Origin of the sequence: Dorea sp. AGR2135 (assembly GCF_000420885.1) — a bacterium.
GTDB classification, from domain to species: Bacteria; Bacillota; Clostridia; order Lachnospirales; family Lachnospiraceae; genus Dorea; species Dorea formicigenerans.
On the sequence record NZ_ATVU01000001.1, the window covers coordinates 200,548 to 226,140 of the forward strand.

Genomic DNA, 25,593 nt, shown 5'->3' on the forward strand with positions numbered 1-25,593 from the left:
GGAAATGACAGGGAAAAAGAAAAAATGTATTGCAGCAATTATATGTATACTTTTTGTGTTTGTGACATTTGCTTCTCTTTTCTATATTGTAAAAGAAGCAGACCACGAATGTACAGGTGAAAATTGTCCTATTTGTGCCTGTATGCATCAGGCACACCAGACATTGAAAAATCTAGGGACAGGAACGATTATCTGGTCGGGTACAATTTTTACAATATTATTTACACTATGTGTTTTTATGCAGTATGTGTGCATGATTCTTAACACATCTCTTGTTAGCCAAAAAGTGAGATTAAATGATTAAAATAAAACCTTCAGTAGTCAGAAAGGGTGTGGAAAAACCGTACCTTTCTGTTATTGTACTCTTTTTTATGTAAGATAGTATATAAGACAGTGGAGGTTTTATTTTTATGAAAAAATTTATATCAATTCTATTAATTACAGTTATGGTGATTCTGTGCATATCGGCTTGCGGACAGAAAAATTCCAGTACAAAAGAAGATAATAATACCGTGCAAAATAGAGGGGCAAAGATTAAAGTCGTAACAACTATTTTTCCAGAGTATGATTGGGTAAAAGAAATTGCAGGCGATGAAATATCCAATATGGATCTGACAATGCTTCTCGATAATGGGGTGGATCTTCATAGTTATCAGCCGACGGCATCGGACATTATGAAAATTTCAGATTGTGATTTATTTATATATGTTGGAGGAGAATCCGATGCGTGGGTCGATGATGCATTAAAAGAAGCGGTCAACAAGAATATGAAAGTAATTAATTTACTGGATGTATTGGGTAATACAGTAAAAGAGGAAGAAGTAAAGGAAGGAATGGAAGCAGAAGAAGAGGAAGAGTCAGGTGAAGAGGAAGAAGAGCCGGAGTATGATGAACATGTATGGCTTTCATTAAAAAATGCAAAGACTTTAACAAAAGCAATCGCTGATGATCTCTGTGAGATTGATGAGGAACACAAGGATATATACATGCGAAATGAAAAAGCATATGAAGAAAAACTGGATACTCTTGACAAGGAATATCAGGGTACTGTCGATGCTGCATCTCAGAAGACACTACTTTTTGGAGATCGTTTTCCGTTCCGTTACCTTGTAGATGATTACGGGCTGGATTATTATGCAGCATTTGTCGGATGCTCGGCAGAGACAGAAGCAAGCTTTGAGACGGTTAAATTTTTATCAGAAAAAGTGGATGAACTTGGATTAAAAAATGTTATAACAATTGAAAAATCAGATCAGAAAATTGCAAAAACAATCGTTGAAAATACAAAAGACAAAAATCAGAATATTTTAACCTTAGATTCTATGCAGTCTACACTATCAGATGATGTAAAGAATGGAACGACTTATTTATCAGTTATGGAAAAAAATCTTGAAGTATTAAAAGAGGCTTTACAGTAGGAGGAAATATGGCACAAATTATTTGTCGGAATTTAGCAATCGGGTATGATGGTAAGGCAATTGTGCAGAATATGAATTTTTCTGTAAATACAGGTGAGTATCTTTGTGTAATTGGTGAAAATGGAGCTGGTAAGTCTACATTTATGAAAACTCTGCTTGGTCTTCAGCCGCCAATACAGGGAGAAATTTTGTTTGGCGATAATTTAAAACAAAATGAGATTGGTTATTTGCCACAACAGACAGAAGTGCAGAAAGATTTTCCGGCATCCGTGAGAGAAATTGTTCTCTCCGGATGCCAAAACCAACTTGGATTGCGTCCATTTTATAATAGAAAAGAAAAAAGTTATGCAGAAGCGATTTTGAATAAGTTACAGATTACAGATTTGGCTGAGCAATGTTACAGGGAATTGTCTGGAGGACAGAAGCAAAGAGTTTTACTTGCCAGAGCCTTATGTGCAACAAAAAAGATGTTATTGTTGGATGAACCAGTGGCAGGACTTGATCCAAAGGCCGCGAAAGAAATGTATTATTTGATTCAAAAAATCAATCGGGAAGAAAATATTACAGTTATTATGATTTCACATGATATACAGATTGCGGTAAACTATGCCAGTCATGTCATGAAAATTGGTCCGAATATTTTTTATGGAACCAGTGAAGAGTATAGAAGGGGAGGAGCGGACAATGGTGTCTAAATTGGCTTATTATTTTCAATATCCGTTCGTAAGATATGCTTTAATTGTTGGAGTACTGATTGCATTATGTTCTTCACTGCTTGGGGTTACGCTTGTCTTGAAAAGATTCTCCTTTATAGGAGATGGCTTGTCCCATGTTGCTTTCGGAGCTATGGCAGTAGCATCTGTTTTAAATCTTACGAATAATATGTTGTTTATACTGCCTGTCACGGTTATCTGTGCAATTTTATTATTGCGGACAGGGCAGAATACAAAAATAAAAGGCGATGCTGCAATTGCTATGATATCTGTTGGAGCATTAGCAATTGGTTATCTGCTTATGAATATTTTTGCAACGGGTCCGAATTTGTCTGGGGATGTGTGCAGTACGTTGTTTGGTTCAACATCTATTTTAACATTAAAAATAGAACAAGTCTGGTTATGTGTAGTTATGGCTATTGTAGTAGTCATAGTTTTTGTGGTATTTTATCACAAGATTTTCTGTGTAACATTTGACGAAACATTTGCAAAAGCTACAGGAATACAGACGGATAAGTATAATCTTCTGATTGCAGTGATTACAGCAGTGATTATAGTTCTTGCAATGAATCTGGTCGGTTCACTTTTGATTTCGGCACTTGTAATATTTCCGGCATTATCTGCCATGCGTATTTTTAAAACATTTTTTAAAGTGACAGTATGTTCGGCAGTGCTGTCTGTTTTTTGTGCAATTGTCGGAATGTTGTTATCGATTCTTGTTGGAACACCGGTTGGCTCTACTGTTGTGGCAACAGATATCGCAGCTTTTTTTATTTGTTGTGTAATTGGAAAATTTGCAGGAGGAGAATAGTGTGAAATTGTTAAAAAAACGGAGTATTACATTTTTATGTATCTGTATATGTGTGATAGGAGCCACTCATTGTGGCAAAAAGCAGGAAGACCAGAGTAACACAGCAAGATCAGTTGAACAGGTCATGGATGAACAGATAAATTCTGAAAAGGGCAATGATCAGAAAGATGCAAAGAATACAGAAAATGTTCAGAATGAAGTAGAAAAATCAAATGAAGATGATTCTTCAGATTCAGATTCAGATGTAGATTATGATCTTACGCAGATGGACAGTGATATGGTATATGCAACGATTTATCAACTTATGGTGGATCCAGACGATTATATCGGTAAAACATTTCGTATAAAAGGTACTTATTATGCAGCTGAAAATCCAAATAACGAAGAATATTATCATTGCTGCATGATTAAAGATGCAATGGCGTGTTGTGCTCAGGGACTTGAATTTGTATGGGGAGATGGCTCGCATGCATACCCAGATGAATATCCGGCAGAAGATGCAGAAATTGAAGTCCAGGGTACGCTTGAAGCTTATAAGGAAAAGAATGATGATACCACATATTGCAGACTTGCAAATGCAGATATGAAAATTATTGAATAAACAAAAAGAAGTAAGAAAATGAAAAATCTAAGTCAGAAAATAATCAAATATGTTATGAAAAGTAAAAAAAGAAAAGTATATTGTGTTTTGGGTCTGGTTTACTTTCTGGCAGTTGTATTTGTTATGAATGATGCCTGGCTATATCAGACGCCAATTGCGAAACTTACGAAGGTTGAGACGCGGATGACCGGAGAAGGGAAAAGCACTCGTGGAACGAAGGAGAAAAAATACGAGCAGAATATTCAAGGAGTTGTTCTAAACGGGAAAAATAAAGGAAAAAAAGTTTCGTTTTCTCATGAATATACTTATACAGGTATGTTGAAGCAAGGATACCATAAAGGGGAAAAAGTTTTCCTGAATGGTTCCAAAGATGATGTTGGATCGGGAATACGAGGTGTAAAAAGGGATACTGAGATTGTCATACTGCTTGGATTTTTACTTCTGCTTCTTCTTATTGTAACCGGAAGACATGGAGCATTGACTGTCGGGACAGTCATAATAAATCTAATTATATTTTTCGTGGGATTCTGGAAATGTGGAGACAGTTCGAATGTATTATCGCTTTGTAACAAATTGGTAATACTTTTTGCAGCAGCTACTTTGATTGGGCTAAATGGAATTAATAGAAAAACATGGGCAGCATTGTTGTCCACATTGTGTGTGCTCGCAATGATTATGGGGATTTTTGATCTGGTAATGAGACATATGGAAGAACTGGATTACTCCACAATGGAATATCTTGGAAGCATTGATAATCCGGATGAAATGTTTCATGCAGAAATATTATTGTCCGGGTTGGGAGCTATTATGGATGTATCCGTTGCAATTTCTGCCGCTTTGAGTGAAATTGTCCGGAAAAAACCAGATGTAACATTTTTTGAATTGTTTAAATCAGGAAGAGAAATTGGATATGATATTATGGGGACGATGATTAATGTACTGTTATTTGTATTTGGCTGTGGACTGATTCCAATGTGTCTGATTCGGATGAATAACAGTGTGCGGTTCGTTACAATTATTAAACTTCATATTCCGTGTGAATTATGTCGATTTTTTGTTGAGAGTATTGGTATTGTATTGGCAATACCGGTATCGATTATTGTAACATCTGTTATGATGAAAATGTCTGTAAAGAAGGTGAAAAAGATATGCTGATAATACTTGGATTGATTTTGATTAGCTTGATTGTAATTGTCGGAGGAGACAGAGGAGTTGTATCTTTAATTGCCCTGGTCGGGAATTTACTTCTGCTTAGCTTTGCAATCTGGCTTATGGCAACCGGAGTACCGGTTCTATTTGTTACGGTTGGAGCGGGAATCGTGATATCCTGCATTACATTATTTTATCAAAATGGAACGAATGTAAAGACCTGGAGCGCATTTATTTCTGTGGCTATTACAATGCTGGTTTTATTTTTTGTCATTTATGTTGTAATATGGAGTATTGAGGCTGGTGGATTGAATGAAATCCAATCTGTTGGAGATGACATTTTATATTACAATATGGATTTGAATATCAGTATGCGAAATGTGATGGTTTCAGTTATTTTGCTCAGTACACTGGGGGCAATTCTCGACATGGCTCTGACAGTTACGACTTCTGTATATGAGGTGAAAAATCATAAATCCGAGATGAAATTTACAGAGCTTGTAGAAAGTGGAATGAAAATCGGAAGAGAAGTGATAGGAACAACGGTAAATACATTGCTGTTTGCATATCTTGGAGAATCACTATTGTTATTTACCTATTTGAAAATGCAAAATTATTCGTTGGAACTTTTGCTAAATTCAAAAATATTGTTTCAAAATTTTGCTTCTATGATTTTCGGTGCAATTGCCTGTGTAATGGTGATGCCGATTGCGGCAGTGCTCATGGCAAAAATGCTTGCTGTAAAATAGAAATTCAACTATACTGAAGAAAAGATTCTATTTTAAATGTAGGAGATAGGAAATGAAATCAATTTCTATTTATGCAGTGACAAGAAATCAGAATATAGAACAGTTACAAAAACTGGAACGGCAACTATCAGGAAGGGAGTATTTTCTGAAAATGCGTACATGGGAACTGGAGAGTATGAGATCTCTTGTCCGTGAACTGGAAGCGCATATGGATGAAGTATACGCCCTTCGTTTTTTTTATTCCTTCCAGATTCCGAGACTTGGAAAGGAATTTGATCTGCTTCAGATCAAGGACGAGCAAATTGTGAATATTGAACTGAAAAGTGGCGCAGTATCCGATGAGACGATCCGGAAGCAGTTGACTCAGAACCGTTATTATCTGTCTGTGCTGGGGCGCCCGATTTATTCTTACACTTACATCAGCAGTCAGAACCGGCTTGTAAGGCTGACGAACCACGATCATATTGTGGAGGCCGACTGGCAGCAGTTGTGCGGGAACAGGAAAAACTCTGTTACTTTATGATATTGCCATGAAATTATCGCAGAAGCATAAAGTATGTATGATTCACTGTGGAGAGGCCGGAAAAAAATGGGAGATTCTACATGAACGATTACGTCGGATTGACTTTTGGTCGGATAATCAGATAAAAAATCCAATAAACTTAGAAGATTACAGCGCTATTCTTGTAGATGAAGTACATTTGCCGGAAGTACAGATCTTTCGCCTGACAAACCGGATCCGGACCAATGCAGAGTATCTGGCAGTGGTGCTTAACGACCGGTATTATTATGACGAAGAAGGCTATCTGAGATCAAGCACACAGGCAAGAAAAGAAATGTCTGATGTTCGAAAACTTTTTCATGACTTGAATCAGGCAAAAGAAAGTCTGGCTTTGATTATACTTGGGAATAAAGAAGTGTATGGCAGACTGTTGAATCTATTGCAGGGATAATAAAATATTTTTTTTCAGGCAATAAAAAGAAAAAACACAAAATGTCACTGAAATGTTATAATCAAAATATGTTTTAATTGATAAAAATATACTGTAATCTGGCTGAGACGAGACGCCAGATTGCAGGGGGTAAATAGGAGGAATATTATGGGATTAATAAAAGCAGCTCAAGCCGCAACAGGGACGGTCATGGCAGATCAGTGGAAGGAATTCTTCTATTGTGATTCTCTTGATAACGATACACTGCTTGTAAGAGGAAAAAAGCGCACAGGAAGCCGTTCCTCAAATACAAAGGGCAATGATAATATCATTTCCAATGGTTCTGGAATCGCAGTGGCAGATGGTCAGTGTATGCTGATCGTTGATCAGGGTAAAATTGCGGAAGTGTGTGCGGAACCGGGCGAGTATACATATGATACTTCATCAGAACCAAGTATTTTTGCGTGGAATTTAAGTGACAGTATCAAGAATACATTTTTGACAATCGGAAAGAGATTCAGTTATGGCGGTGATACGGGGAAAGATCAGCGCGTATATTATGTGAATACAAAAGAAATTACAGATAATAAATTCGGAACGGCGAATCCGGTCTGGTTCCGTGTGGTAGATAAACGCATTAATCTGGATAAAGATATCGAGATCCGCTGCAATGGAGTTTACTCTTTTAAAATTACAAATCCGCTTTTGTTTTATACAAGTCTTAGCGGTAATGTAGCAGATTGTTATGAGAAAAATGAAATTATGCCACAGCTTAAGACAGAATTCGTTGATGCGCTGCAGCCGGCATTTGCTAAGATTGCAGAGATGGAGATACGCCCAAGCCAGATTCCGGCACATGCCACCGAGATTGGTGACGCCATGAACGAGATTTTGACGAAAAAATGGTCTGAGATCCGTGGACTTTCTATTGTGTCTGTTGCATTTAATCCAGTCACACTTAAAGAAGAAGATGCTGAGGCAATCCGTCAGGCACAAAATACATCTATGTATACAGATCCAAGCATGATGGCAGCCACACTTGGTATGGCACAGGCAGAGGCAATGAAGAATGCGGCCAGCAATCCGAATGGTGCTATGATGGGATTTATGGGAATGAATATGGCGAGTGGCGGCATGAATATCCAGGGACTCTATGACCAGGGAGCCGCTCAGAAGCAGGCGCAGCAAGAGCAGCAGGTACAAAAAGAGCAGAATCAGGCAAATGGACAGAATCCACAGGCGGGTGAACCCCAAAATCTGAAAAACAAAGCAGCAGCCCCGGCAGCAGGTGGAGAGATAGCGTCCTGGACTTGTTCCTGTGGTCAGGTCAACAATGGCAGATTCTGTATCGAGTGTGGTAAGCCAAAACCACAGGATGACGATAGCTGGACTTGCAGCTGTGGAACGCTCAACAAAGGAAAATTCTGCATGGAGTGTGGAAAACCGAAACCGCAGAAATTACACTATCGCTGCGATAAATGTGGCTGGGAACCGGAAGATCCTGCAAATCCTCCGAAATTCTGTCCGGAGTGCGGAGATCCGTTTACAGATGACGACAGAAGTTAACTCCAACAGGATCGCATAAAAAGAGACTTTGTAAGGAGAAACATGAATGTCAGAGATAAAAGAATACAAATGTCCGGCATGTGGCGGTGCCATGGAATTTGACAGCAAAAGCCAGAAAATGAAGTGTCCGTACTGTGATACAGAGATCTCCGTGGACGAATATGAATCGTTGATCGCAAAGGCAGATCAGGTAGTTGCCGCAGATGCAGCATCAGATGTCGAGACAGAACAGAAGAAGGCCGAAAACTATACTGCACATGACTGGAATCAGGATGAGATTGATAATATGGTTGTCTATATCTGTCAGTCTTGTGGCGGTGAAATCACGGCAGATAAAAATACAGGCGCTACAACTTGTCCGTTCTGCGGAAATCGTGTTGTTTTAAAAGGACAGTTTGAAGGAGCGTTAAAACCGGATTATGTCATTCCATTCAAATTAGATAAAAAAGCTGCAAAAGAAGCTTATTATAAGCATCTGACAGGAAAAGCATTTATCCCGTCTGTGTTCAGACAGGAGAATCATATAGATGAGATTGTAGGTTTATATGTTCCGTTCTGGGTATTCAATATCGAATCAGAAGCTGATATATCCTATGACGCAGAAAAAATCCGTGTCTGGAAGTCCGGGGATACCGAATATACAGAACACAAATATTATAAAATCCGCCGGGGAGGCACAATCTATTTTGAACATGTGCCGGAAGACGGTTCTGTAAAAATGGATGATGCATTGATGGAATCACTGGAGCCTTATGACTTTAAAGATGCTGTACCATTTAAATCTGCGTACCTGGCAGGTTATGTCGCTGACCGATACGATGTAGACCAAGATGAATGCATGAAACGGGCGAAAAAGAGAATCAGACGGAGTACGGAAGATTCTTTTCGGGAGACTGTCAATGGATATTATGCACTTTCTACGCAGAGCAGTACAGTAAATATCCGGGATTCCAAGACCAGTTATGCCATGTATCCAGTATGGCTTCTGAATACTACGTGGAAAGGACAGAAGTACACATTTGCCATGAACGGACAGAGTGGAAAGATTGTAGGAGATTTGCCGGCGGACGAAGGTGCATTCTGGAAATATGTAGGAACAAGAGGGATTCTTATCAGTGTGATCCTTTATATCATCATGATGGTTGTCATGTTTTTGTAGGAGGGTGGGAATATGAGAGAAAATAAAATAACAAGAAAAATTTTCACCCTGCTATGTGTACTGACATTGATAGTCGGGCTTAGCATTTTGAACATCCCGGTATGTGCTGAAGAAATTCCACAGGATCGTCAACTTCCCAGACTGGTAGACGATGCAGATCTTCTGACGGACAGTGAAGAGCAGGAGCTTAACACAGAACTGGACGAAATCAGTGAAAAACAGCAATGTGACGTCGTTGTAGTGACGGAAAATTCATTAGATGGAAAAAGCGCGCAGGATTATGCGGATGATTTCTTTGATTATAATGGATATGGATACGGTGATGAAGACAGCGCTGTTCTGTTTCTTATTGGGATGGACGAACGGAAATGGGTAATTACTACATACGGCTATGGTATCACTGCATTTACGGATTATGGACTGGAATATATGGAAGATGAGTTCTTGTCTTATTTAAGTGATGGTGAATATTTGGAAGCATTTTCAAAATATGCCACACTTTGCGATGATCTTCTTACCCAGGCGAGAGATGGGCATCCATATGATGTAGACAGCGATGATGATAAGCCAGGTGTTTTCACTATGATCTTCTGGGGCGTTGTGGATCTGCTCATAGGATTTGTTGTTGCATTCATAATGGCGCAGGTGAAGAAAAGCAAATTAAAATCTGTCAAAAATCAAGTTGCTGCCAATGCGTATAAGAAACAAGGCAGTATGAAAGTGACAGCAAAAGAGGATCGATATATCAATAGTATTGTGACAAAACGCCTGATTCCAAGAGATGATGAGGATCACGGCCACAGTGGCGGAGGCGGAAGTACAACACATGTCAGTTCTTCCGGCCGGTCACACGGTGGACGAAGTGGTGGTTTTTAAAAATCATTTTACTTAAAGCGTAAGTCGAATGATCTGTTTTTGGTATTCATTTTTATAAGGGGTATGATACTTGTCTGTCACAACACTTTCGTACAGATCTGATGCAAAAATATTCTGCTCCAGCATATGGATATCTATACCGGCAGGCTGTGATAATTTCGAGATAACAGGAATGCCGGTATTTTTTTTGATAGAAGTAAGTACCCATGAGGATTCTTGGCGGAAACCAAGAAGTCTGGCGTATCCACACCTGGAATCTGCTGCCTGATCCGGTACATCACATTTGCTGATGCCGAGTAAAATGTGGATCAGACATCTGCTGATGCGGGAGTAAGTTACATTTTTTGTTTTTATCAGGTCGCAGAATTGACTGAAAGTCAAAAAATCATTTCTAAATGTGATGATCCGGTTTGCAATCTCCGGTGTAATATCCAGATATCGCGTCAGTATATCTTTTGTTTCGGTCAAAAGCTTTGCTTTTAAAAGCAAGGAAAAATCATCTGCAAACACAGGAAAGCATTTGTGATAGTTTTCTTTAAAAATCTTGTGACAGTTTTGTGGCAGTTCCTGAAGTATATGATTAATAGCAGGAGTGTGATTCGCATTTTTTGTAAGTTCACAATCCTGTAATCCCTGCCGGAGTGCAGAGGCAGAGCTGAAAAGGCCACCGAGTGTCTGATCATGATATCCGGCTCCTTCGCGCGTAATTGTTACTGGTTCGATAGAACTGTTCAGACAGGAAAGCGCTTTTAGATATTCAATAGCCAGGATGTTATTTGGCGAATCCAGAATCGCGCTGATCTGTTCGGGAATACAGGATAAGGATTTGTTTTTGCCTAAATATTCTATAAAAGCCAGTTTTCTTGCGGCAGGAAATGCATTTCCATTTTTTAAATGTTTCTGAAGGAGAACTTTGTAAAGCTCGGGTTCCTTACAAAGAACATCGGCAATCTGTTGTAATATTTTTATTTCGCCGCACTCACTTCCAAAGCACAGATAATCTACACAGCCGAGAGCTTCAAGGAGGCTGACCGCACCGGTGGCAAAGTATTCTGCACTTCCGGTTGCGTAACAGACTGGTAGTTCTAAAACTACGTCGGCACCACATGCAAGTGCCATCTGGGTACGCAGATGCTTTGGCATGATGGAAGGAATTCCACGCTGAACATAGTCGCCGCTCATAATAATAATTGCAGCATCAGCTCCTGTGATTTTCTTTGCTTTTTCTAGATGGAATTCGTGCCCTTTGTGAAATGGATTGTATTCCGCGATAATTCCAACAATTTTCATACACTTTCTCCTTGTCACTGTTAATAAAATTTATTATACTATAACTATGTTTTGCTTGCAAATGAATGACAACAGGCAGGAGGGTATGTATGGAAGAGGAACAGATGCTGACAAAAGAACAGATTCTTGATATGCTTGATGCAGGTCAGTACAAAGAATTAAAAGAAGAACTGGGAAATATGTACCCCGTCGATATTGCCGAGACACTGGAAGATTTTGAGCAGAAACCGCTCGTTATGGTGTTCCGTCTCCTGGCAAAAGAAGAGGCTGCTGAAACATTTACTTATATGAACAGTGACATGCGTGAGGTACTGATCGGAGCACTTACCGATTCCGAGTTGGAAGAGGTCATGGAAGAGATGTATCTGGACGATACGGTCGATGTCCTGGAAGAGATGCCTGCGAATGTTGTGGATCGTCTTTTGATGGCTACCGATGAAGAGACAAGAGCCCAGATCAATCAGCTTTTGCAATATCCGGAAGACAGTGCTGGAAGTATTATGAATGTGGAGTACATTGCACTCCGCAAAGAGATGACGGTCGAAGAGTCTATTTTAAAAATCCGTCAGGTTGGTCTGAACCGTGAGACTATCTACACTTGTTATGTTACGGAAAAACGAAAACTGATCGGACGGGTCGATGTCAAAGAACTTCTGACAACCGGTGAATCTAGAATAATCGAAGAGATTATGGATACGAATGTGCTTTACGCGCATACAACAGACGATCAGGAAGATGTAGCTATTATGATTAATAAATATGGTCTTATTGCCCTTCCAATCGTGGATCATGAAATGTGCATGGTCGGTATCGTAACTGTTGACGATGCCATGCTTGTAATGCAGGAAGAGACAACAGAAGATATCAGTATCATGGCCGGTATGTCTCCAAGTGAAGAGACTTATTTTGGAACATCTGTTGTGGAACATGTAAAAAGCAGACTTCCATGGCTGTTATTTCTGATGCTTTCTGCGACAGTGACACAGATGATCATGAACAGCTATGAAAGCGCACTTGTAGTTATGCCACAGCTTGCCGGTTTTATTCCAATGCTGACAGGAACCGGTGGAAACTGCGGTTCACAGAGTTCTACGTTGGTTATTCGTGGATTGTCTGTAGGAGAAATAGAATTTCGGGATTTATTCAAAGTTATATTTAAAGAAGTCCGGGTGGCAGCAGTGGTCAGCGTGATACTGGCAGTTGTGAATGGAATCAGGATCATCGTTATGGGACAAGGAGATGCGCTCATTGCATTATCCATCGGTGGAACCATGATCTGTACCGTCCTGATTGCAAAAGTCGTAGGCTGTACCCTTCCGATGCTTGCTTCCAAGATTGGACTCGATCCTGCAATCATGGCTACTCCGCTTATTTCTACCCTTGTAGATATCAGTACAGTAACCGTATACTTCATGATCGTCAGCCAAGTATTTCATTTGTAAAGACGTTTTGTATTTAATCACAAACAATTCTAATGTACTGAATTTAGTACGCAGATACAACTTGTCCATGCCAATTCTTTGTATTATAATGAAAACGTTGAAATAACTGAATACAAACGAAAGGAGTCTTTAAGTCATGGGATTTATTGATGATATTAAAGCGAGAGCAAAAACAAGTAAAAAGACAATTGTACTTCCGGAGACAGAGGATATCAGAACATATGAAGCAGCAGAAGCAGTTCTGAAAGAAGGAACAGCAAACCTGATTCTTGTCGGCAGCGAAGAAGAGATTGCGAAGAACAAAGGTTCTTTTGATATCAGCGGAGCAACAATCGTAGATCCTGCAAAGAGCGAGAAGACAGACGCCTACATCGCAAAACTTGTAGAATTACGTGAAAAAAAGGGAATGACAGAGGAAAAAGCAAGAGAACTTCTTCTGACTAATTATCTCTACTATGGCGTTATGATGGTTAAGATGAAAGATGCTGATGGAATGGTATCCGGAGCATGCCACTCAACGGCAGATACATTAAGACCAAGCCTTCAGATCCTGAAGACAAAACCGGGAACAAAGCTCGTAAGCGCATTCTTTATTATGGTAGTACCAGATTGTGAGATGGGTGCCAACGGAACATTCTTGTTTGGTGATTCCGGACTTGAGCAGAATCCGGATCCGGAGAAACTTGCAGCAATCGCACTTTCATCCGCAGACTCCTTTAGACTTCTGACAGAAAAAGAGCCAGTTGTAGCACTTCTTTCACATTCAACAAAGGGAAGCGCAAAACACGCTGACGTAGATAAAGTTGTAGAGGCTACAAAGATTGCAAAAGAGAATGCTCCGGAAGGACTTCTCATTGACGGAGAATTCCAGCTTGATGCAGCAATTGTTCCATCAGTTGGAGCATCTAAAGCACCGGGAAGCCCGGTTGCGGGAAAAGCGAATGTACTGATCTTCCCAGACCTTGATGCTGGAAACATCGGATACAAATTAGTTCAGAGACTTGCAAAAGCAGAAGCTTACGGTCCTCTTACACAGGGAATCGCAGCGCCTGTCAATGATCTCTCCCGTGGTTGCAGCGCTAAGGATATTGAGGGTGTAATCGCAATTACAGCAGTTCAGGCAATGGCAGAGGATAAATAAATTTCATATCTTTAATGATCAGTCATATGCATTTTGCACAAAAAATATGCATATGGCTGAAATTTTTTCAAATTAGGGATAGACATTAGGGACGAAAGTCCTTATTATATAAATTAAGAATTCTAATCTAAAAGAGAGGTAAATGAAATGAATGTATTAGTAATCAACTGTGGAAGTTCTTCACTGAAGTTCCAGCTCATCAACTCTGAGTCAGAGAAAGTACTTGCAAAAGGACTTTGCGAGAGAATCGGAATTGATGGAAGCCTTACATACCAGCCAGCAGGCGGTGAGAAGGTTAAATCTGACAAAGCTATGCCTACACATACAGAGGCTATTCAGTTTGTAATCGACGCATTAACAGATGCCGAGACAGGTGTTGTTAAGAGTCTGGATGAGATTGGGGCAGTCGGACATCGTGTCGTACATGGTGGAGAGAAGTTTGCAAGCTCTGTTGTAATTACTGATGAGGTAAAAGCTGCAATTGAAGAGTGTAATGATCTTGCACCACTTCACAACCCGGCAAACTTAATCGGTATCAATGCATGCCAGAAGTTAATGCCTGGTACACCGATGGTAGCTGTATTCGATACTGCATTCCATCAGACAATGCCGGAGAAAGCTTACATGTATGGTCTTCCATATGAGTATTATGACAAATACAAAGTAAGAAGATATGGTTTCCATGGTACAAGCCACAGCTTTGTATCTAAGAGAGCTGCTGAGCTTGCAGGAAAATCTTACGATGATCTTAAGACAGTTGTCTGCCACCTTGGTAACGGTGCAAGTATCTGTGCAGTAGAGAATGGAAAATCCGTAGATACATCTATGGGTCTTACACCGCTTGAGGGACTTGTAATGGGAACACGTTCCGGAGATATTGATCCGGCTATCCTTGAGTTCGTAGCTAAGAAAGAGGGACTTGATATTTCTGAGCTTATGACAATGCTCAACAAGAAGTCAGGTGTATATGGACTTTCCAACAACCTTTCAAGCGACTTCCGTGACCTTGAGAACGCAGCTAACGAAGGAAATGCTCAGGCTAAAGTAGCTCTTGAAGTATTTGCTTACCGTGTTGCAAAATACGTTGGAAGCTACGTGGCAGCTATGAATGGTGTTGATGTAATTGCATTTACAGCAGGAATCGGAGAGAACTCAGGTACAGTTAGAAGCGCTGTTCTGAAATATCTTGGATACCTTGGAATTACAGTAGATGAGAAAGCAAATGATACTCACGGAGAAGAGATCACAATCTCTACACCAGATTCAAAAGTTCTTGTTATGGTTATTCCTACTAACGAAGAGCTTGCAATCGCGCGTGAGACAGTAGCATTAGTTTAATCTGAAACTATTGTAAAAAGTTATTGATTTGATTATTTACACCCTTCCGTACGAATACGGAAGGGTGTATGTCTGTAATAATTACAAGATGTAGAATATTTTCCGGACAGAACAAAGTATGATGTATAGTTCGAAAAGAAGATGTGTATAAAAATATTTGGAATAATCAAATAATAATTTCTAAAATGTAGTTGACAAACAGCTTTTCCATGATATAATAGACAGGTATGAATAGGGGTGATTAATATGTTGATTGACCTATCCAATGTCTTATCCGAACCACACAGATCTGTTGATGAGACAGTTCCATGTGAACTTAAAATATTTCGGAATGGGCTTGGTGAGTATCCGGTCACTGAAAGTTCTGATATTCATGTAAAGATTAATTATATGGAGAACGGAAAACTTCAGATAGAAGGAACTTGCAAGCTGACTGTAGAGATTCCGTGTGACAGATGTCTGGAACCGGTGGTAACAGTGTTTGATCTGAATATTTCACGCATTACAAAGGGAAATGTCACAGATGAGAGTGAAGTGGAATCAGAGGATTTAGACGAAGCAAATTATATTGACGGATATACACTCGATGTTGATCAACTGGTCGGCAGCGAGATTCTAATAGGGTGGCCGACGAAGATTCTGTGTAGCGAAGACTGTAAAGGGATTTGCAACGTATGTGGTCAAAACCTGAATCAGGGAACTTGTAACTGTGAAGATACGAGTCTTGACCCTAGAATGTCAGTTATCCGCGATGTTTTTAAGAATTTTAAGGAGGTGTAACCTATGTCAATTTGTCCAAAGAACAAATCTTCAAAAGCTAGAAGAGATAAGAGAAGAGCTAATTGGAAGATGAGTGCTCCGAACCTGGTAAAATGCAGCAAGTGCGGCGAATTAATGATGCCTCATAGAGTCTGCAAGGCTTGCGGAAGCTACAACAAAAAAGAAATCATTGCTCAGGACTAATGAGCAAGAAACGCTGTAAATCTAGGGGGTTGAGGCATTCCTTAACCCCGTGATAAAGCGGTATTTTCTAACATGTACCCCACTTTGTACCCCAATTTAAACAAACGAATTTCAACGGTTATGTATAATGTATAGTCCATGTGTATAAATTTTATTGATTTAACTTCGTAGCAGCTTAAAGCTGTTTTTTTTGTGCCATTTTATATGACAACAAGATTCGTGATGGGGATTACTGTGGGTGGATATAAGGTTACTGAGCACAGGTACTATGAACGGTAACTATATAAGATTGGAAGTTAAGGATTGAAAAAATGGAATTCTGTGGTATAGTAAAACCTGAGTAAAATAGAAGTAGAGGGACAGATTATGAATGACATTTTATACCGCGCAGCAGCGTATCTGCTTATTATTGCACTTGGAGTTTTTCTGAAGAAAGTCGGATTTTTTCATGAACAGGATTTCCGTACACTTGCAAAAATTTTGTTAAATATCACGTTGCCATGTGCAATTATCTATTCATTTTCAAAAGTAGATTTTCAGATTTCGCTTTTAACAGTAACAGGACTTAGTCTTTTTGTTGGAATTCTTATGATGTTTATTGCATTTTTCACATCGAGAATGACAGGAAAAAAAGAGAATATTCCATTTGATATTTTGAATTTGTCAGGATACAATATCGGAAATTTCTGCCTGCCGTTTGCACAGAGCTTTTTAGAGCCACTCAGTCTTCTTGGCATCACACTATTTGATATGGGAAATGCTTTTTATTGTAACGGTGGGGCAAAGGCAGTTGCGGAAGTATTTAAAAATTCTATACATAGAGTGCCGGGAACAGAGACCGGTACCAAAATGCAGTTAAAAAATTCGCTGAAGACTATGGGGCGGGCATTGAGTAAATCCACACCGTTTCTTGTTTATTTTGGGATGTTGATCATTTTGATTCTTGGGATTCCGATTCCCAGACTAGTATTGTCGGTTACACAGATTGGCTCCAATGCCAATGCATTTACGGCGATGCTGATGATCGGGGTCGGATTCAAACTGAATATTAAAAAAGATGGAATCAGTCATGTGATCCGGATTTTGTTCACGCGTTATGCAGTGACCATATCATTTGCTGCGATTGCTTTTTTCTGTCTGCCATTCCCACTGCAGATCAGACAAGCGCTTGTTCTTGCATTTTTAAGCCCGATTGCCAGCGCTTGTCCGGCTTATACAGATGCTCTGGGAGAAGATTATGAGCTTTCCAGTACAATTAATTCCATTTCGATGCTGATCAGTATCGGACTGATCACAGCTGCATTGATTGTCATGTTGTAAAGATACGTGTTGATTTTTCCGGTGATGTTTAGTAGAATATTACCAGTAGAGACAGGAGGAAATATCATGTCAGAAATTACAACAGTAGTACTGGATGCTATGGGTGGAGATAATGCTCCGGCTGCAATGATTGACGGCGCAATTGATGCCATTTCCAAGGAAAAGAATGTAAAAGTCATTCTGGTCGGTATTGAAGACGTCATAAGAAAAGGTCTGGAAGGCAAGACCTACAATCCAGAGCAGATCGAGATCGTGAATGCGACAGAAGTGATCGAGACAGCAGAGCCGCCGGTACATGCTATACGCAGGAAGAAAGATTCTTCCATCGTAGTCGGGATGAAGCTTGTAAAAGAGGGAAAAGCAGATGCTTTTGTGTCAGCCGGAAGTTCCGGCGCGATTCTTGTGGGCGGACAGGTGATCGTTGGCAGAATCAAAGGTGTTGACCGTGCGCCATTAGCTCCGCTTATTCCAACGGAAAAAGGAGTTTCTCTTTTGATTGACTGTGGTGCGAATGTAGACGCCAGACCGGCACATCTTCTTCAGTTTGCCAAGATGGGTTCCATCTATATGGAGAATGTTCTTGGTATAAAGGATCCGAAGGTAGGTATCGTGAATATCGGTGCGGAAGAAGAGAAGGGCAATGCACTGGTCAAAGACACATTTCCACAGTTAAAAGAACTTCCGGGAATTAATTTTATCGGAAGTGTGGAGGCGAGAGAGATTCCACATGGCCAGGCAGATGTAATTGTCTGTGAAGCATTTGTGGGAAATGTGATCTTAAAGCTTTATGAAGGACTGGGGGCTGTTCTTGTCGATAAGATCAAAGGCGGTATGATGTCCACTCTTCGAAGCAAGATTGGCGCGCTTCTTGTAAAACCGGCGCTTAAGACGACTTTGAAGACATTCGATGCTACAGAGTACGGTGGAGCTCCGCTTCTGGGATTGAACGGTCTTGTAGTTAAGACCCACGGAAGTGCGAAAGCAAAAGAAGTGACGAATACGATCATTCAGTGTGTCACATTTAAACAACAGAATATCAGTGAGAAAATCAAAGCAAGTATTCAGGCGGAAGAAGCTGCCACTGAATAAAAGAATGAACAAACAAGCAAAAGGAGACGTAATTATGGAGTTTGAAAAACTGAAAAAAATTATTGCAGAGGTCTGTGATGTTGACGAGGACAAAATTACAATGGATTCTACATTCAAGGATGACCTGGACGCAGATTCCTTGGATGTATTCCAGATTGTTACAGCTATAGAGGATGAGTTTGAACTTGAGATCAGTGATGAAGATGCTGAGAAGATCGTGACGGTAGGAGATGCTGTTGAGCAGATCCAGAATGCAACTGGAAACAACTAAGATATAATAAGTGAGAAAGTCCGGAAAAAGGGCTTTCTCTCTTTCTGACTATAGGAGAATGAGCATGAAGAGAAATTTAAAAGAACTAGAACATAGAATCGGATATACATTTCAGGATTTTGCGCTTCTTAAGAAGGCGATGAGTCACAGCTCCTATGTGAATGAAGAGCATCTTCCGAAGTATGAATGTAATGAGCGCCTGGAATTCCTGGGTGATGCAGTACTGGAACTTGTGTCCAGTGAATTTTTATTTTTTGAACATCCGACAACTCCGGAAGGAGAATTAACAAAGACCCGCGCCAGCATGGTTTGCGAACCGGCACTCGCATTTTGTGCACGGGAGATTGAACTTGGAGAATATCTGCTTCTTGGAAAAGGAGAGGATGCAACAGGAGGAAGGAAGAGAGAATCTGTTACTTCTGATGCTATGGAGGCACTGATTGGTGCAATCTATGTAGACGGTGGTTTTGCTAATGCAAAAGAGTTTATCAACCGATTCATTTTAAAAGACCTGGAGAATAAAAAGCTCTTTTATGATAGCAAGACTATCCTGCAGGAAATTGTGCAGGCACATTTTAAAGAAGAACTTTCTTACCATCTGGTTGGGGAAGAGGGGCCAGATCACGATAAAACTTTCCAGGTCGAACTTCAAATCGGAGAACAGGTCTATGGAATCGGAAAAGGACGTACAAAAAAGAGCGCAGAACAGGAAGCTGCCTACAAGACCATTCTGAAGCTCCACAAAAAGAATATAAAGTAGGTGTTGTATGTATTTAAAAAGCATAGAAGTGCAGGGGTTTAAGTCCTTTGCAAATAAGATAAAATTCGATTTTCACAACGGTATTACAGGCATTGTCGGACCAAACGGAAGTGGTAAGAGTAATGTAGCCGATGCGGTGCGGTGGGTACTTGGTGAACAGCGTGTCAAGCAGCTTCGAGGCGGCACAATGCAAGATGTTATCTTTTCCGGTACAGAGAACCGTAAACCGTTAAGCTATGCGTCTGTAGCAATCACATTGGATAATTCAGATCATAAACTTGCGATTGATTTCGAAGAAGTTACGGTAACAAGAAAGTTATACCGTTCTGGTGAAAGTGAATATCTGATCAATGGCAGTGCATGCCGGCTGAAAGATATTAATGAATTATTTTATGATACAGGTATCGGCAAAGAAGGATACTCCATTATCGGACAGGGACAGATTGACAAGATATTAAGTGGTAAACCGGAAGAGCGGCGAGAGTTGTTTGATGAGGCTGCCGGCATTGTAAAATTCAAAAGACGTAAGAGTATGTCTGTGAAGAAGCTGGAAGAGGAACAGCAGAATCTGATCCGTGTCAATGATATTCTTTCAGAGCTTGAGAAGCAGGTCGGCCCATTGGAACGGCAGTCTGAGAAAGCACGAGAATATCTGAAGAAAAAAGAAGAACTGAAGACTTATGATATCAATATGTTTCTGTTAGAGGCAGACCGCCTGAAAGAGCAGATCCGGGATGTGGAAGCAAAAGATAATCTGACAAAGGCTCAGATGGGAGAAGCAAACCGCTTGTATGAAGATACAAAGCAGGAATATGAAAGTATTGAAGAACAAGTCGATACGATGGACGCGTCTATTGAGACTTATAATCGCAAGCTTACTGAGACAAGCATGTTAAAACAACAGTTGGAGAATCAGATTGCTCTTTTGAAGGAGCAGATCCACAGTGCCAGAATGAATGATGAGCATTACGCGAATCGGGCCCAGTCCATTGAACGGGAACTTTCTGAGCGTGAGGAACAGCTTGGTACTCTGATTTCGGATCAGACAAGACTCCAGGCAGAATTAGATTCCGGTCGAAAAGCAGAAACACTTGAAAAAGAGAATCTGAACAAGCTTCAGATTCGTATTGCAAGTCTTAGTTCTGATATTGAAAAGAACCAGAATGATATTCGGGAAATTCTCGGAAACCGTGCATCCACAAAAGCTCAGATCCAGAAGTTCGATACTATGATGGAACAGATCCAGGTGCGGAAATCCGGACTGAACCAGAGATATTTTGGTGCGCAAAGTGAAGCCGGTTTTCAGAAAGAACAATATGAGACATTTTATGCGGAATTAAAAGAAGTATCAGATCAGATTATTTCCTTTGCAGAAGAGAAGAAGAACTATGAATCACAGATTCAGGAACTTCAAAAGTCTCTAAATGAAAAAAATGAGCAGATCCGTGCAAGTCAGAGTGCTTACCACAGAGAGCATTCGCGCCTGGAGTCTCTTAGAAATATGACTGAACGCTACGACGGATACGGTAACAGTATTAAGCGTGTTATGGATAACCGCAGTCATGAAAAAGGGCTGTTAGGTGTTGTTGCAGATATTATTAAAGTAGAGAAAAAATATGAGACAGCCATTGAGACGGCTCTTGGCGGCAGTATCCAGAATATTGTTACAGATAACGAACAGACAGCAAAACGTATGATTGAATTTTTGAAAAAGAATAAATTCGGTCGTGCAACATTCCTCCCACTGACGCAGATCCGTTCCCATGGAGGAATCGCTCAGCCACAGGCATTGAATGAAGAAGGAGTTATCGGTCTTGCAGACACTCTTGTTATGGTGGAAGACAAGTACCTGGAACTGGCAGGCTCTCTGCTTGGCAGAACACTGGTTGTCGATCATATTGATCACGGACTTGCCATTGCAAGAAAATACAGGCAGTCTATTCGAATTGTAACGCTGGAAGGTGATCTCATCAATCCGGGCGGTTCTATGACTGGTGGAGCATTCAAGAATTCCAGCAACCTTTTAAGCAGACGCCGTGAGATAGAAGATCTGGAGCAGGCTGTCCAAAAACTCCGTGCTGATGTAGCAAAGACAGAGCAGGAGATCGCGGAGCTGAAAAACAATCGTTCCAGTTACTATGATAAAATCGAACAGATCAAAGATTTACTACAGAAAGCATATGTCCGCCAAAATACAGCGAAGATGAATGCCGATCAGGCAAAGAGCAAGATCGAAGCAGCGAATCAGACTGCGCTGGAAATTCAGAAAGAGACACAGCAACTGGATCAGGAGATCAGTGATATCATGGATAATCAGCAGTCTATCAATGTAGAGCTGGATACGTCTGAACAGTTAGAACGTGACCTGAATAAACAGATTGAAGAAGGGCAGATAAAGTTAGATGATCTGAAACATCAGGAAATATTACAGCAGCAGGCTTCGGAAAATGCACATTTATCCTGTGCTGCTACAGAACAAAAGGTTCTGTTCGTAATGGAAAATGCAGAACGTATTCAGGAAGAGATGCAAAAATTCCGCGAAGAGTTGAAGGGGCTGGAAGCAAGTAAAGGCGGTACGAGCAAAGAAATCGAGGAAAAAGAATCTCAGATTCAGGAACTGCTCCAGACGATTGAGAATTCCGGAGAATTATTTGTGGAAATTCAGGATGAGATTGAAAAGGCGAAGAAGACACGTGAAGATCTAAACCAGCGCCATAAAGATTTCTTACAGAAGCGTGAAGACCTCTCCAGGCAGATTTCTGATCTGGATAAAGAAATCTTCCGTCTGGAGAGTCAGAAAAACAGTTATGAAGAAGCTGCCGAGAAGCAGATCAATTATATGTGGGAAGAGTATGAACTCACTTATAATCGTGCGATGGAGCTTAGGAATGAAAATTTAACGGATGTTGCGAAGATAAAAAAGCGTATTCAGGAATTAAAAGGAGAAATACGCGCTTTAGGAAATGTTAATGTCAATGCCATTGAGGACTATAAAAATGTATCGGAGCGATATGAGTTCTTAAAGACGCAGCATGATGATCTCGTGGAAGCAGAAGCAACACTGGAAAAAATTATCGCAGAATTGGACGAAGCGATGCGAAAGCAGTTCACAGAGCAGTTCGCACACATTTGTCAGGAATTCGACCACGTATTTAAGCAATTGTTCGGAGGTGGAAAAGGTACATTGGAACTGATGGACGATGAAGATGTTCTGGAAGCAGGAATTCGTATTATTGCTCAGCCGCCTGGAAAGAAACTGCAGAATATGATGCAGTTATCTGGTGGAGAGAAGTCTCTGACAGCAATCTCATTATTATTTGCAATTCAGAATCTCAAGCCGTCCCCGTTCTGTCTGCTTGACGAGATTGAGGCAGCACTGGACGATAGCAATGTTGACCGTTTTGCACAGTATCTGCATAAGCTTACAAAGAATACACAGTTCATTGTCATTACGCACAGACGAGGTACAATGACTGCGGCAGACCGTCTGTACGGAATCACCATGCAGGAAAAAGGAATTTCGACACTTGTGTCCGTCAGTCTTCTGGAAGATGAACTGGACGATTAGAGAAAGCGCAGGTAAGATAGAACGTAGAAGTATGTCATGCAATTGCATGACGCGCACCTCGCAGCAAGAATGCCTCGGCATTCTTGAATGGCAGGGGGGCGGCCTTGAAAGGAGTAAAAGTATGGCAGAAGAAAAGAAAGGTTTTTTCAGACGACTTGTCGATGGTCTCACAAAGACAAGAGATAATATTGTGTCCAGTATGGACAGTATTTTTAACGGATTTACACATATTGATGAGGACTTTTATGAAGAACTGGAGGAAGTCCTCATCATGGGCGATCTCGGAGTTCAGGCAACGTATGATATTCTGGACAAATTAAGAGAAAAGGTAAAAACCCAGCATATCAAAGAACCTGTTGAATGCAGACAAATCCTGATTGACAGCATCAAAGAGCAGATGGACGTCGGAGAAGCTGCTTATGAATTTGAAGAGAGAACTTCGGTGGTCATGGTCATTGGAGTGAATGGTGTCGGAAAGACAACTACGATTGGTAAATTAGCTGGAAAACTCCGCAGTCAGAATAAAAAAGTTGTGTTGGCTGCCGCAGATACATTTCGTGCTGCAGCGGGAGAGCAGTTGAAAGAGTGGGCGAACCGTGCACAAGCAGAATTGATCGGAGGCCAGGAAGGTTCTGATCCTGCAGCCGTTGTCTATGACGCAGTTGCAGCTGCCAAGGCAAGACATGCCGATGTACTTTTGATTGATACTGCCGGACGGCTTCACAATAAGAAGAACCTGATGGAAGAGCTTCGTAAAATGAATAAAATCATTGACCGTGAATTTCCGGACGCATATCGTGAGACACTGGTAGTGCTAGATGCCACAACAGGTCAGAATGCACTTGCTCAGGCAAAGGAATTTAATGAAGTTGCTGATATTACCGGTGTTATCCTGACAAAAATGGATGGAACTGCAAAAGGTGGTATTGCAGTTGCAATCCAGGCGGAACTTGGTATTCCGGTAAAATATATCGGTGTCGGCGAGACGATTGACGATCTGCAGAAATTTAATTCTGATACATTTGTAAATGCATTGTTTGATGTAAAAGGAGAGAATGAAGTATGTTAACATTAGAAAAATTTGAAGAGGCAAGCGAAATTGTAAAAAACGTAACTCTTCCGACGAAACTGGTATACAGTGAAAACTTAAGCCAGCAGACGGGCGGTAAGGTTTATCTGAAGCCGGAAAATATGCAGTATACAGGAGCTTATAAAGTGCGTGGCGCATATTATAAGATCAGCACAATGTCTGAAGAGGCAAGAGCAAAAGGACTGGTGGCTGCATCAGCCGGAAACCATGCACAGGGTGTTGCATACGCAGCACAGAAATTTGGATGCAAGGCTACAATCGTTATGCCAACAGTAACACCCTTGATCAAAGTAAATCGTACAAAAAGCTACGGCGCAGAGGTGATTCTTTACGGAGATGTCTATGATGATTCCTGTGCGTATGCCGAAAAACTGGCCCAGGAGCGCGGAAGTACATTTGTGCATCCGTTTGATGATCTGGACATCGTAGCAGGTCAGGGGAGTATTGCAATGGAAATTGTGCAGGAGCTTCCGACCGTCGATTATATTCTTGCGCCAGTTGGTGGCGGCGGATTGATTACAGGTGTATCTACACTTGCAAAAATGTTGAATCCAAAGATTAAAGTGATCGGTGTTGAGCCTGCTGCTGCGCCAAGTATGACAATGGCACTTGCTTCTGGCGAGCCGGTCACATTGGACAGTGCAAATACCATAGCAGACGGTACTGCAGTAAAACGTGTCGGAGACCACATTTTCGAGTATGCAAAGAAGAACATCGATCAGATGCTGACTGTAGAAGATGATGAGCTTGTCGGAGCTTTCCTCGATATGGTCGAAAATCATAAAATGATTGTTGAGAATTCCGGACTGCTGACAGTTGCAGCACTCAAGCAGTTAGATTTGAAAGGAAAGAAGGCGGTTGCAATTTTAAGTGGAGGCAACATGGATGTTATCACAATGTCTTCCATTGTACAGCATGGACTGATTCAGAGAGACCGTATCTTTTCGGCATCTGTATTACTTCCGGATAAACCGGGACAGCTTGCGCTTGTTGCTCAGACGATTGCTGATGCCCAGGGAAATGTTATTAAACTGGAACATAACCAGTTCGTTAGCACCAACCGTAATGCTGCCGTGGAGCTTCGTATTACAATGGAAGCTTACGGTACAGAGCATAAGAACCAGATTATGAAAGCTCTGGAAGAAAAAGGATTCCGGCCAAGAGAGATCGGTGCAAAATTGTATTAGCTGGGAGTTAATCCCCCAGCTGATATAGCCTCCGGCAGGATTGCAGAGGTGCGCAGTAGAAGTATGTCATGCAATTGCATGACGCGCACCTTGCAGCAAGAATGCCTCGGCATTCTTGAATAAAAATATCATAGAAGAGAAAACCAGAAAGAGCAAGATT

General features: G+C 40.8%; 25 protein-coding genes. 24 read left to right on the forward strand and 1 reads right to left on the reverse strand.

All coding sequences use genetic code 11. From position 1 onward, the window contains the following. Positions 1–4: 4 nt before the first annotated feature. From G593_RS0100965 to G593_RS0101015, 12 genes are all read left to right on the forward strand, one after another. Positions 5–304, forward strand: a complete 300-nt coding sequence (locus tag G593_RS0100965) for a hypothetical protein (protein ID WP_029730444.1) — start codon at positions 5–7, stop codon at positions 302–304. Positions 305–410: 106 nt separating this feature from the next. Next, the gene (locus G593_RS0100970; RefSeq protein ID WP_029730445.1) at positions 411–1,418 is read left to right on the forward strand and encodes a metal ABC transporter substrate-binding protein; all 1,008 of its coding nucleotides are present in this window, start codon (positions 411–413) and stop codon (positions 1,416–1,418) included. An 8-nt stretch (positions 1,419–1,426) separates the two neighbouring features. Continuing rightward, a complete protein-coding gene (locus G593_RS0100975) occupies positions 1,427–2,113 on the forward strand; it encodes a metal ABC transporter ATP-binding protein (protein WP_005336537.1) in 687 nt (228 codons plus the stop codon). Further along, complete coding sequence (locus tag G593_RS0100980; protein WP_022279054.1) at positions 2,103–2,942, forward strand: metal ABC transporter permease; 840 nt, start codon at positions 2,103–2,105, stop codon at positions 2,940–2,942. Before G593_RS0100975 ends, G593_RS0100980 begins: the two co-directional genes overlap by 11 nt. Before the next feature lies 1 nt (position 2,943). Continuing rightward, positions 2,944–3,543 carry a hypothetical protein gene (locus G593_RS0100985; protein ID WP_029730446.1) on the forward strand — a complete coding sequence of 200 codons (600 nt, stop codon included), beginning with the start codon at positions 2,944–2,946 and terminating at the stop codon, positions 3,541–3,543. A gap of 18 nt (positions 3,544–3,561) precedes the next feature. Then, a complete protein-coding gene (locus G593_RS0100990; protein ID WP_005336533.1) occupies positions 3,562–4,698 on the forward strand; it encodes a YibE/F family protein in 1,137 nt (378 codons plus the stop codon). Next, a complete protein-coding gene (locus G593_RS0100995; protein ID WP_029730448.1) occupies positions 4,692–5,441 on the forward strand; it encodes a YibE/F family protein in 750 nt (249 codons plus the stop codon). The genes G593_RS0100990 and G593_RS0100995 overlap by 7 nt, the downstream gene beginning before the upstream one ends. A 52-nt stretch (positions 5,442–5,493) precedes the next feature. Further along, complete coding sequence (locus tag G593_RS20635) at positions 5,494–5,964, forward strand: hypothetical protein (protein ID WP_049946437.1); 471 nt, start codon at positions 5,494–5,496, stop codon at positions 5,962–5,964. A 7-nt stretch (positions 5,965–5,971) separates the two neighbouring features. Then, positions 5,972–6,394, forward strand: coding sequence for a hypothetical protein (locus G593_RS20640; RefSeq protein WP_049946438.1), 423 nt, complete (start codon positions 5,972–5,974; stop codon positions 6,392–6,394). 147 nt (positions 6,395–6,541) lie between these two features. Next, positions 6,542–7,939 (forward strand): SPFH domain-containing protein, encoded by a 1,398-nt coding sequence (locus G593_RS0101005; protein WP_029730449.1) that lies wholly within the window; start codon positions 6,542–6,544, stop codon positions 7,937–7,939. Between the two features lie 46 nt (positions 7,940–7,985). Further along, a complete protein-coding gene (locus tag G593_RS0101010) occupies positions 7,986–9,098 on the forward strand; it encodes a hypothetical protein (RefSeq protein ID WP_029730450.1) in 1,113 nt (370 codons plus the stop codon). Between the two features lie 12 nt (positions 9,099–9,110). Continuing rightward, a complete protein-coding gene (locus G593_RS0101015) occupies positions 9,111–9,974 on the forward strand; it encodes a TPM domain-containing protein (RefSeq protein ID WP_029730451.1) in 864 nt (287 codons plus the stop codon). A 12-nt stretch (positions 9,975–9,986) separates the two neighbouring features. Here G593_RS0101015 and G593_RS0101020 read toward each other — a convergent pair whose 3' ends face one another. Continuing rightward, on the reverse strand, positions 9,987–11,264 hold the full coding sequence (locus G593_RS0101020; RefSeq protein ID WP_029730452.1) for a nucleotidyltransferase: 1,278 nt from the start codon (positions 11,262–11,264) through the stop codon (positions 9,987–9,989). Positions 11,265–11,353: 89 nt separating this feature from the next. On the opposite strand from G593_RS0101020, the gene mgtE reads away from it, so the two are divergent. From mgtE to ilvA, 12 genes are all read left to right on the forward strand, one after another. Next, a complete protein-coding gene (mgtE, locus tag G593_RS0101025; protein ID WP_029730453.1) occupies positions 11,354–12,706 on the forward strand; it encodes a magnesium transporter in 1,353 nt (450 codons plus the stop codon). Positions 12,707–12,842: 136 nt separating this feature from the next. Then, positions 12,843–13,847 (forward strand): phosphate acetyltransferase, encoded by a 1,005-nt coding sequence (pta, locus tag G593_RS0101030; RefSeq protein ID WP_022279061.1) that lies wholly within the window; start codon positions 12,843–12,845, stop codon positions 13,845–13,847. A gap of 147 nt (positions 13,848–13,994) precedes the next feature. Next, entirely contained in the window at positions 13,995–15,185 is a 1,191-nt protein-coding gene (locus G593_RS0101035) for an acetate/propionate family kinase (RefSeq protein WP_005332597.1), read from the forward strand. Between the two features lie 246 nt (positions 15,186–15,431). Next, positions 15,432–15,965 carry a YceD family protein gene (locus tag G593_RS0101040; protein ID WP_005336517.1) on the forward strand — a complete coding sequence of 178 codons (534 nt, stop codon included), beginning with the start codon at positions 15,432–15,434 and terminating at the stop codon, positions 15,963–15,965. A gap of 3 nt (positions 15,966–15,968) precedes the next feature. Then, entirely contained in the window at positions 15,969–16,148 is a 180-nt protein-coding gene (gene rpmF / locus G593_RS0101045) for a 50S ribosomal protein L32 (protein WP_005332600.1), read from the forward strand. Positions 16,149–16,514: 366 nt separating this feature from the next. Next, on the forward strand, positions 16,515–17,468 hold the full coding sequence (locus tag G593_RS0101050; protein WP_029730454.1) for an AEC family transporter: 954 nt from the start codon (positions 16,515–16,517) through the stop codon (positions 17,466–17,468). Between the two features lie 66 nt (positions 17,469–17,534). Further along, positions 17,535–18,557 carry a phosphate acyltransferase PlsX gene (plsX, locus tag G593_RS0101055; protein ID WP_029730455.1) on the forward strand — a complete coding sequence of 341 codons (1,023 nt, stop codon included), beginning with the start codon at positions 17,535–17,537 and terminating at the stop codon, positions 18,555–18,557. A gap of 34 nt (positions 18,558–18,591) precedes the next feature. Next, entirely contained in the window at positions 18,592–18,828 is a 237-nt protein-coding gene (gene acpP / locus G593_RS0101060; RefSeq protein WP_005336507.1) for an acyl carrier protein, read from the forward strand. 64 nt (positions 18,829–18,892) lie between these two features. Beyond that, a complete protein-coding gene (gene rnc / locus G593_RS0101065) occupies positions 18,893–19,588 on the forward strand; it encodes a ribonuclease III (RefSeq protein WP_005336505.1) in 696 nt (231 codons plus the stop codon). Positions 19,589–19,595: 7 nt separating this feature from the next. After that, positions 19,596–23,156 (forward strand): chromosome segregation protein SMC, encoded by a 3,561-nt coding sequence (smc, locus tag G593_RS0101070; RefSeq protein WP_029730456.1) that lies wholly within the window; start codon positions 19,596–19,598, stop codon positions 23,154–23,156. Positions 23,157–23,277: 121 nt separating this feature from the next. Then, on the forward strand, positions 23,278–24,225 hold the full coding sequence (gene ftsY / locus G593_RS0101075; protein ID WP_022278961.1) for a signal recognition particle-docking protein FtsY: 948 nt from the start codon (positions 23,278–23,280) through the stop codon (positions 24,223–24,225). Continuing rightward, positions 24,219–25,433: a threonine ammonia-lyase gene (gene ilvA, locus G593_RS0101080; protein WP_005336502.1), complete on the forward strand. Its 1,215-nt coding sequence runs from the start codon at positions 24,219–24,221 to the stop codon at positions 25,431–25,433. The genes ftsY and ilvA overlap by 7 nt, the downstream gene beginning before the upstream one ends. Positions 25,434–25,593 lie beyond the last annotated feature (160 nt).

Excerpts from the sequence above, each read along its gene's own strand:
- G593_RS0100965 (WP_029730444.1), top strand. The coding sequence starts at position 5 with ATGACAGGGAAAAAGAAAAAATGTATTGCAGCAATTATATGTATACTT.
- G593_RS0100970 (WP_029730445.1), top strand. The coding sequence starts at position 411 with ATGAAAAAATTTATATCAATTCTATTAATTACAGTTATGGTGATTCTG.
- G593_RS0100975 (WP_005336537.1), top strand. The coding sequence starts at position 1,427 with ATGGCACAAATTATTTGTCGGAATTTAGCAATCGGGTATGATGGTAAG.
- G593_RS0100980 (WP_022279054.1), top strand. The coding sequence starts at position 2,103 with ATGGTGTCTAAATTGGCTTATTATTTTCAATATCCGTTCGTAAGATAT.
- G593_RS0100990 (WP_005336533.1), top strand. The coding sequence starts at position 3,562 with ATGAAAAATCTAAGTCAGAAAATAATCAAATATGTTATGAAAAGTAAA.
- G593_RS0100995 (WP_029730448.1), top strand. The coding sequence starts at position 4,692 with ATGCTGATAATACTTGGATTGATTTTGATTAGCTTGATTGTAATTGTC.
- G593_RS20635 (WP_049946437.1), top strand. The coding sequence starts at position 5,494 with ATGAAATCAATTTCTATTTATGCAGTGACAAGAAATCAGAATATAGAA.
- G593_RS20640 (WP_049946438.1), top strand. The coding sequence starts at position 5,972 with ATGAAATTATCGCAGAAGCATAAAGTATGTATGATTCACTGTGGAGAG.
- G593_RS0101005 (WP_029730449.1), top strand. The coding sequence starts at position 6,542 with ATGGGATTAATAAAAGCAGCTCAAGCCGCAACAGGGACGGTCATGGCA.
- G593_RS0101010 (WP_029730450.1), top strand. The coding sequence starts at position 7,986 with ATGTCAGAGATAAAAGAATACAAATGTCCGGCATGTGGCGGTGCCATG.
- G593_RS0101015 (WP_029730451.1), top strand. The coding sequence starts at position 9,111 with ATGAGAGAAAATAAAATAACAAGAAAAATTTTCACCCTGCTATGTGTA.
- G593_RS0101020 (WP_029730452.1), bottom strand. The coding sequence starts at position 11,264 with ATGAAAATTGTTGGAATTATCGCGGAATACAATCCATTTCACAAAGGG.
- mgtE (WP_029730453.1), top strand. The coding sequence starts at position 11,354 with ATGGAAGAGGAACAGATGCTGACAAAAGAACAGATTCTTGATATGCTT.
- pta (WP_022279061.1), top strand. The coding sequence starts at position 12,843 with ATGGGATTTATTGATGATATTAAAGCGAGAGCAAAAACAAGTAAAAAG.
- G593_RS0101035 (WP_005332597.1), top strand. The coding sequence starts at position 13,995 with ATGAATGTATTAGTAATCAACTGTGGAAGTTCTTCACTGAAGTTCCAG.
- G593_RS0101040 (WP_005336517.1), top strand. The coding sequence starts at position 15,432 with ATGTTGATTGACCTATCCAATGTCTTATCCGAACCACACAGATCTGTT.
- rpmF (WP_005332600.1), top strand. The coding sequence starts at position 15,969 with ATGTCAATTTGTCCAAAGAACAAATCTTCAAAAGCTAGAAGAGATAAG.
- G593_RS0101050 (WP_029730454.1), top strand. The coding sequence starts at position 16,515 with ATGAATGACATTTTATACCGCGCAGCAGCGTATCTGCTTATTATTGCA.
- plsX (WP_029730455.1), top strand. The coding sequence starts at position 17,535 with ATGTCAGAAATTACAACAGTAGTACTGGATGCTATGGGTGGAGATAAT.
- acpP (WP_005336507.1), top strand. The coding sequence starts at position 18,592 with ATGGAGTTTGAAAAACTGAAAAAAATTATTGCAGAGGTCTGTGATGTT.
- rnc (WP_005336505.1), top strand. The coding sequence starts at position 18,893 with ATGAAGAGAAATTTAAAAGAACTAGAACATAGAATCGGATATACATTT.
- smc (WP_029730456.1), top strand. The coding sequence starts at position 19,596 with ATGTATTTAAAAAGCATAGAAGTGCAGGGGTTTAAGTCCTTTGCAAAT.
- ftsY (WP_022278961.1), top strand. The coding sequence starts at position 23,278 with ATGGCAGAAGAAAAGAAAGGTTTTTTCAGACGACTTGTCGATGGTCTC.
- ilvA (WP_005336502.1), top strand. The coding sequence starts at position 24,219 with ATGTTAACATTAGAAAAATTTGAAGAGGCAAGCGAAATTGTAAAAAAC.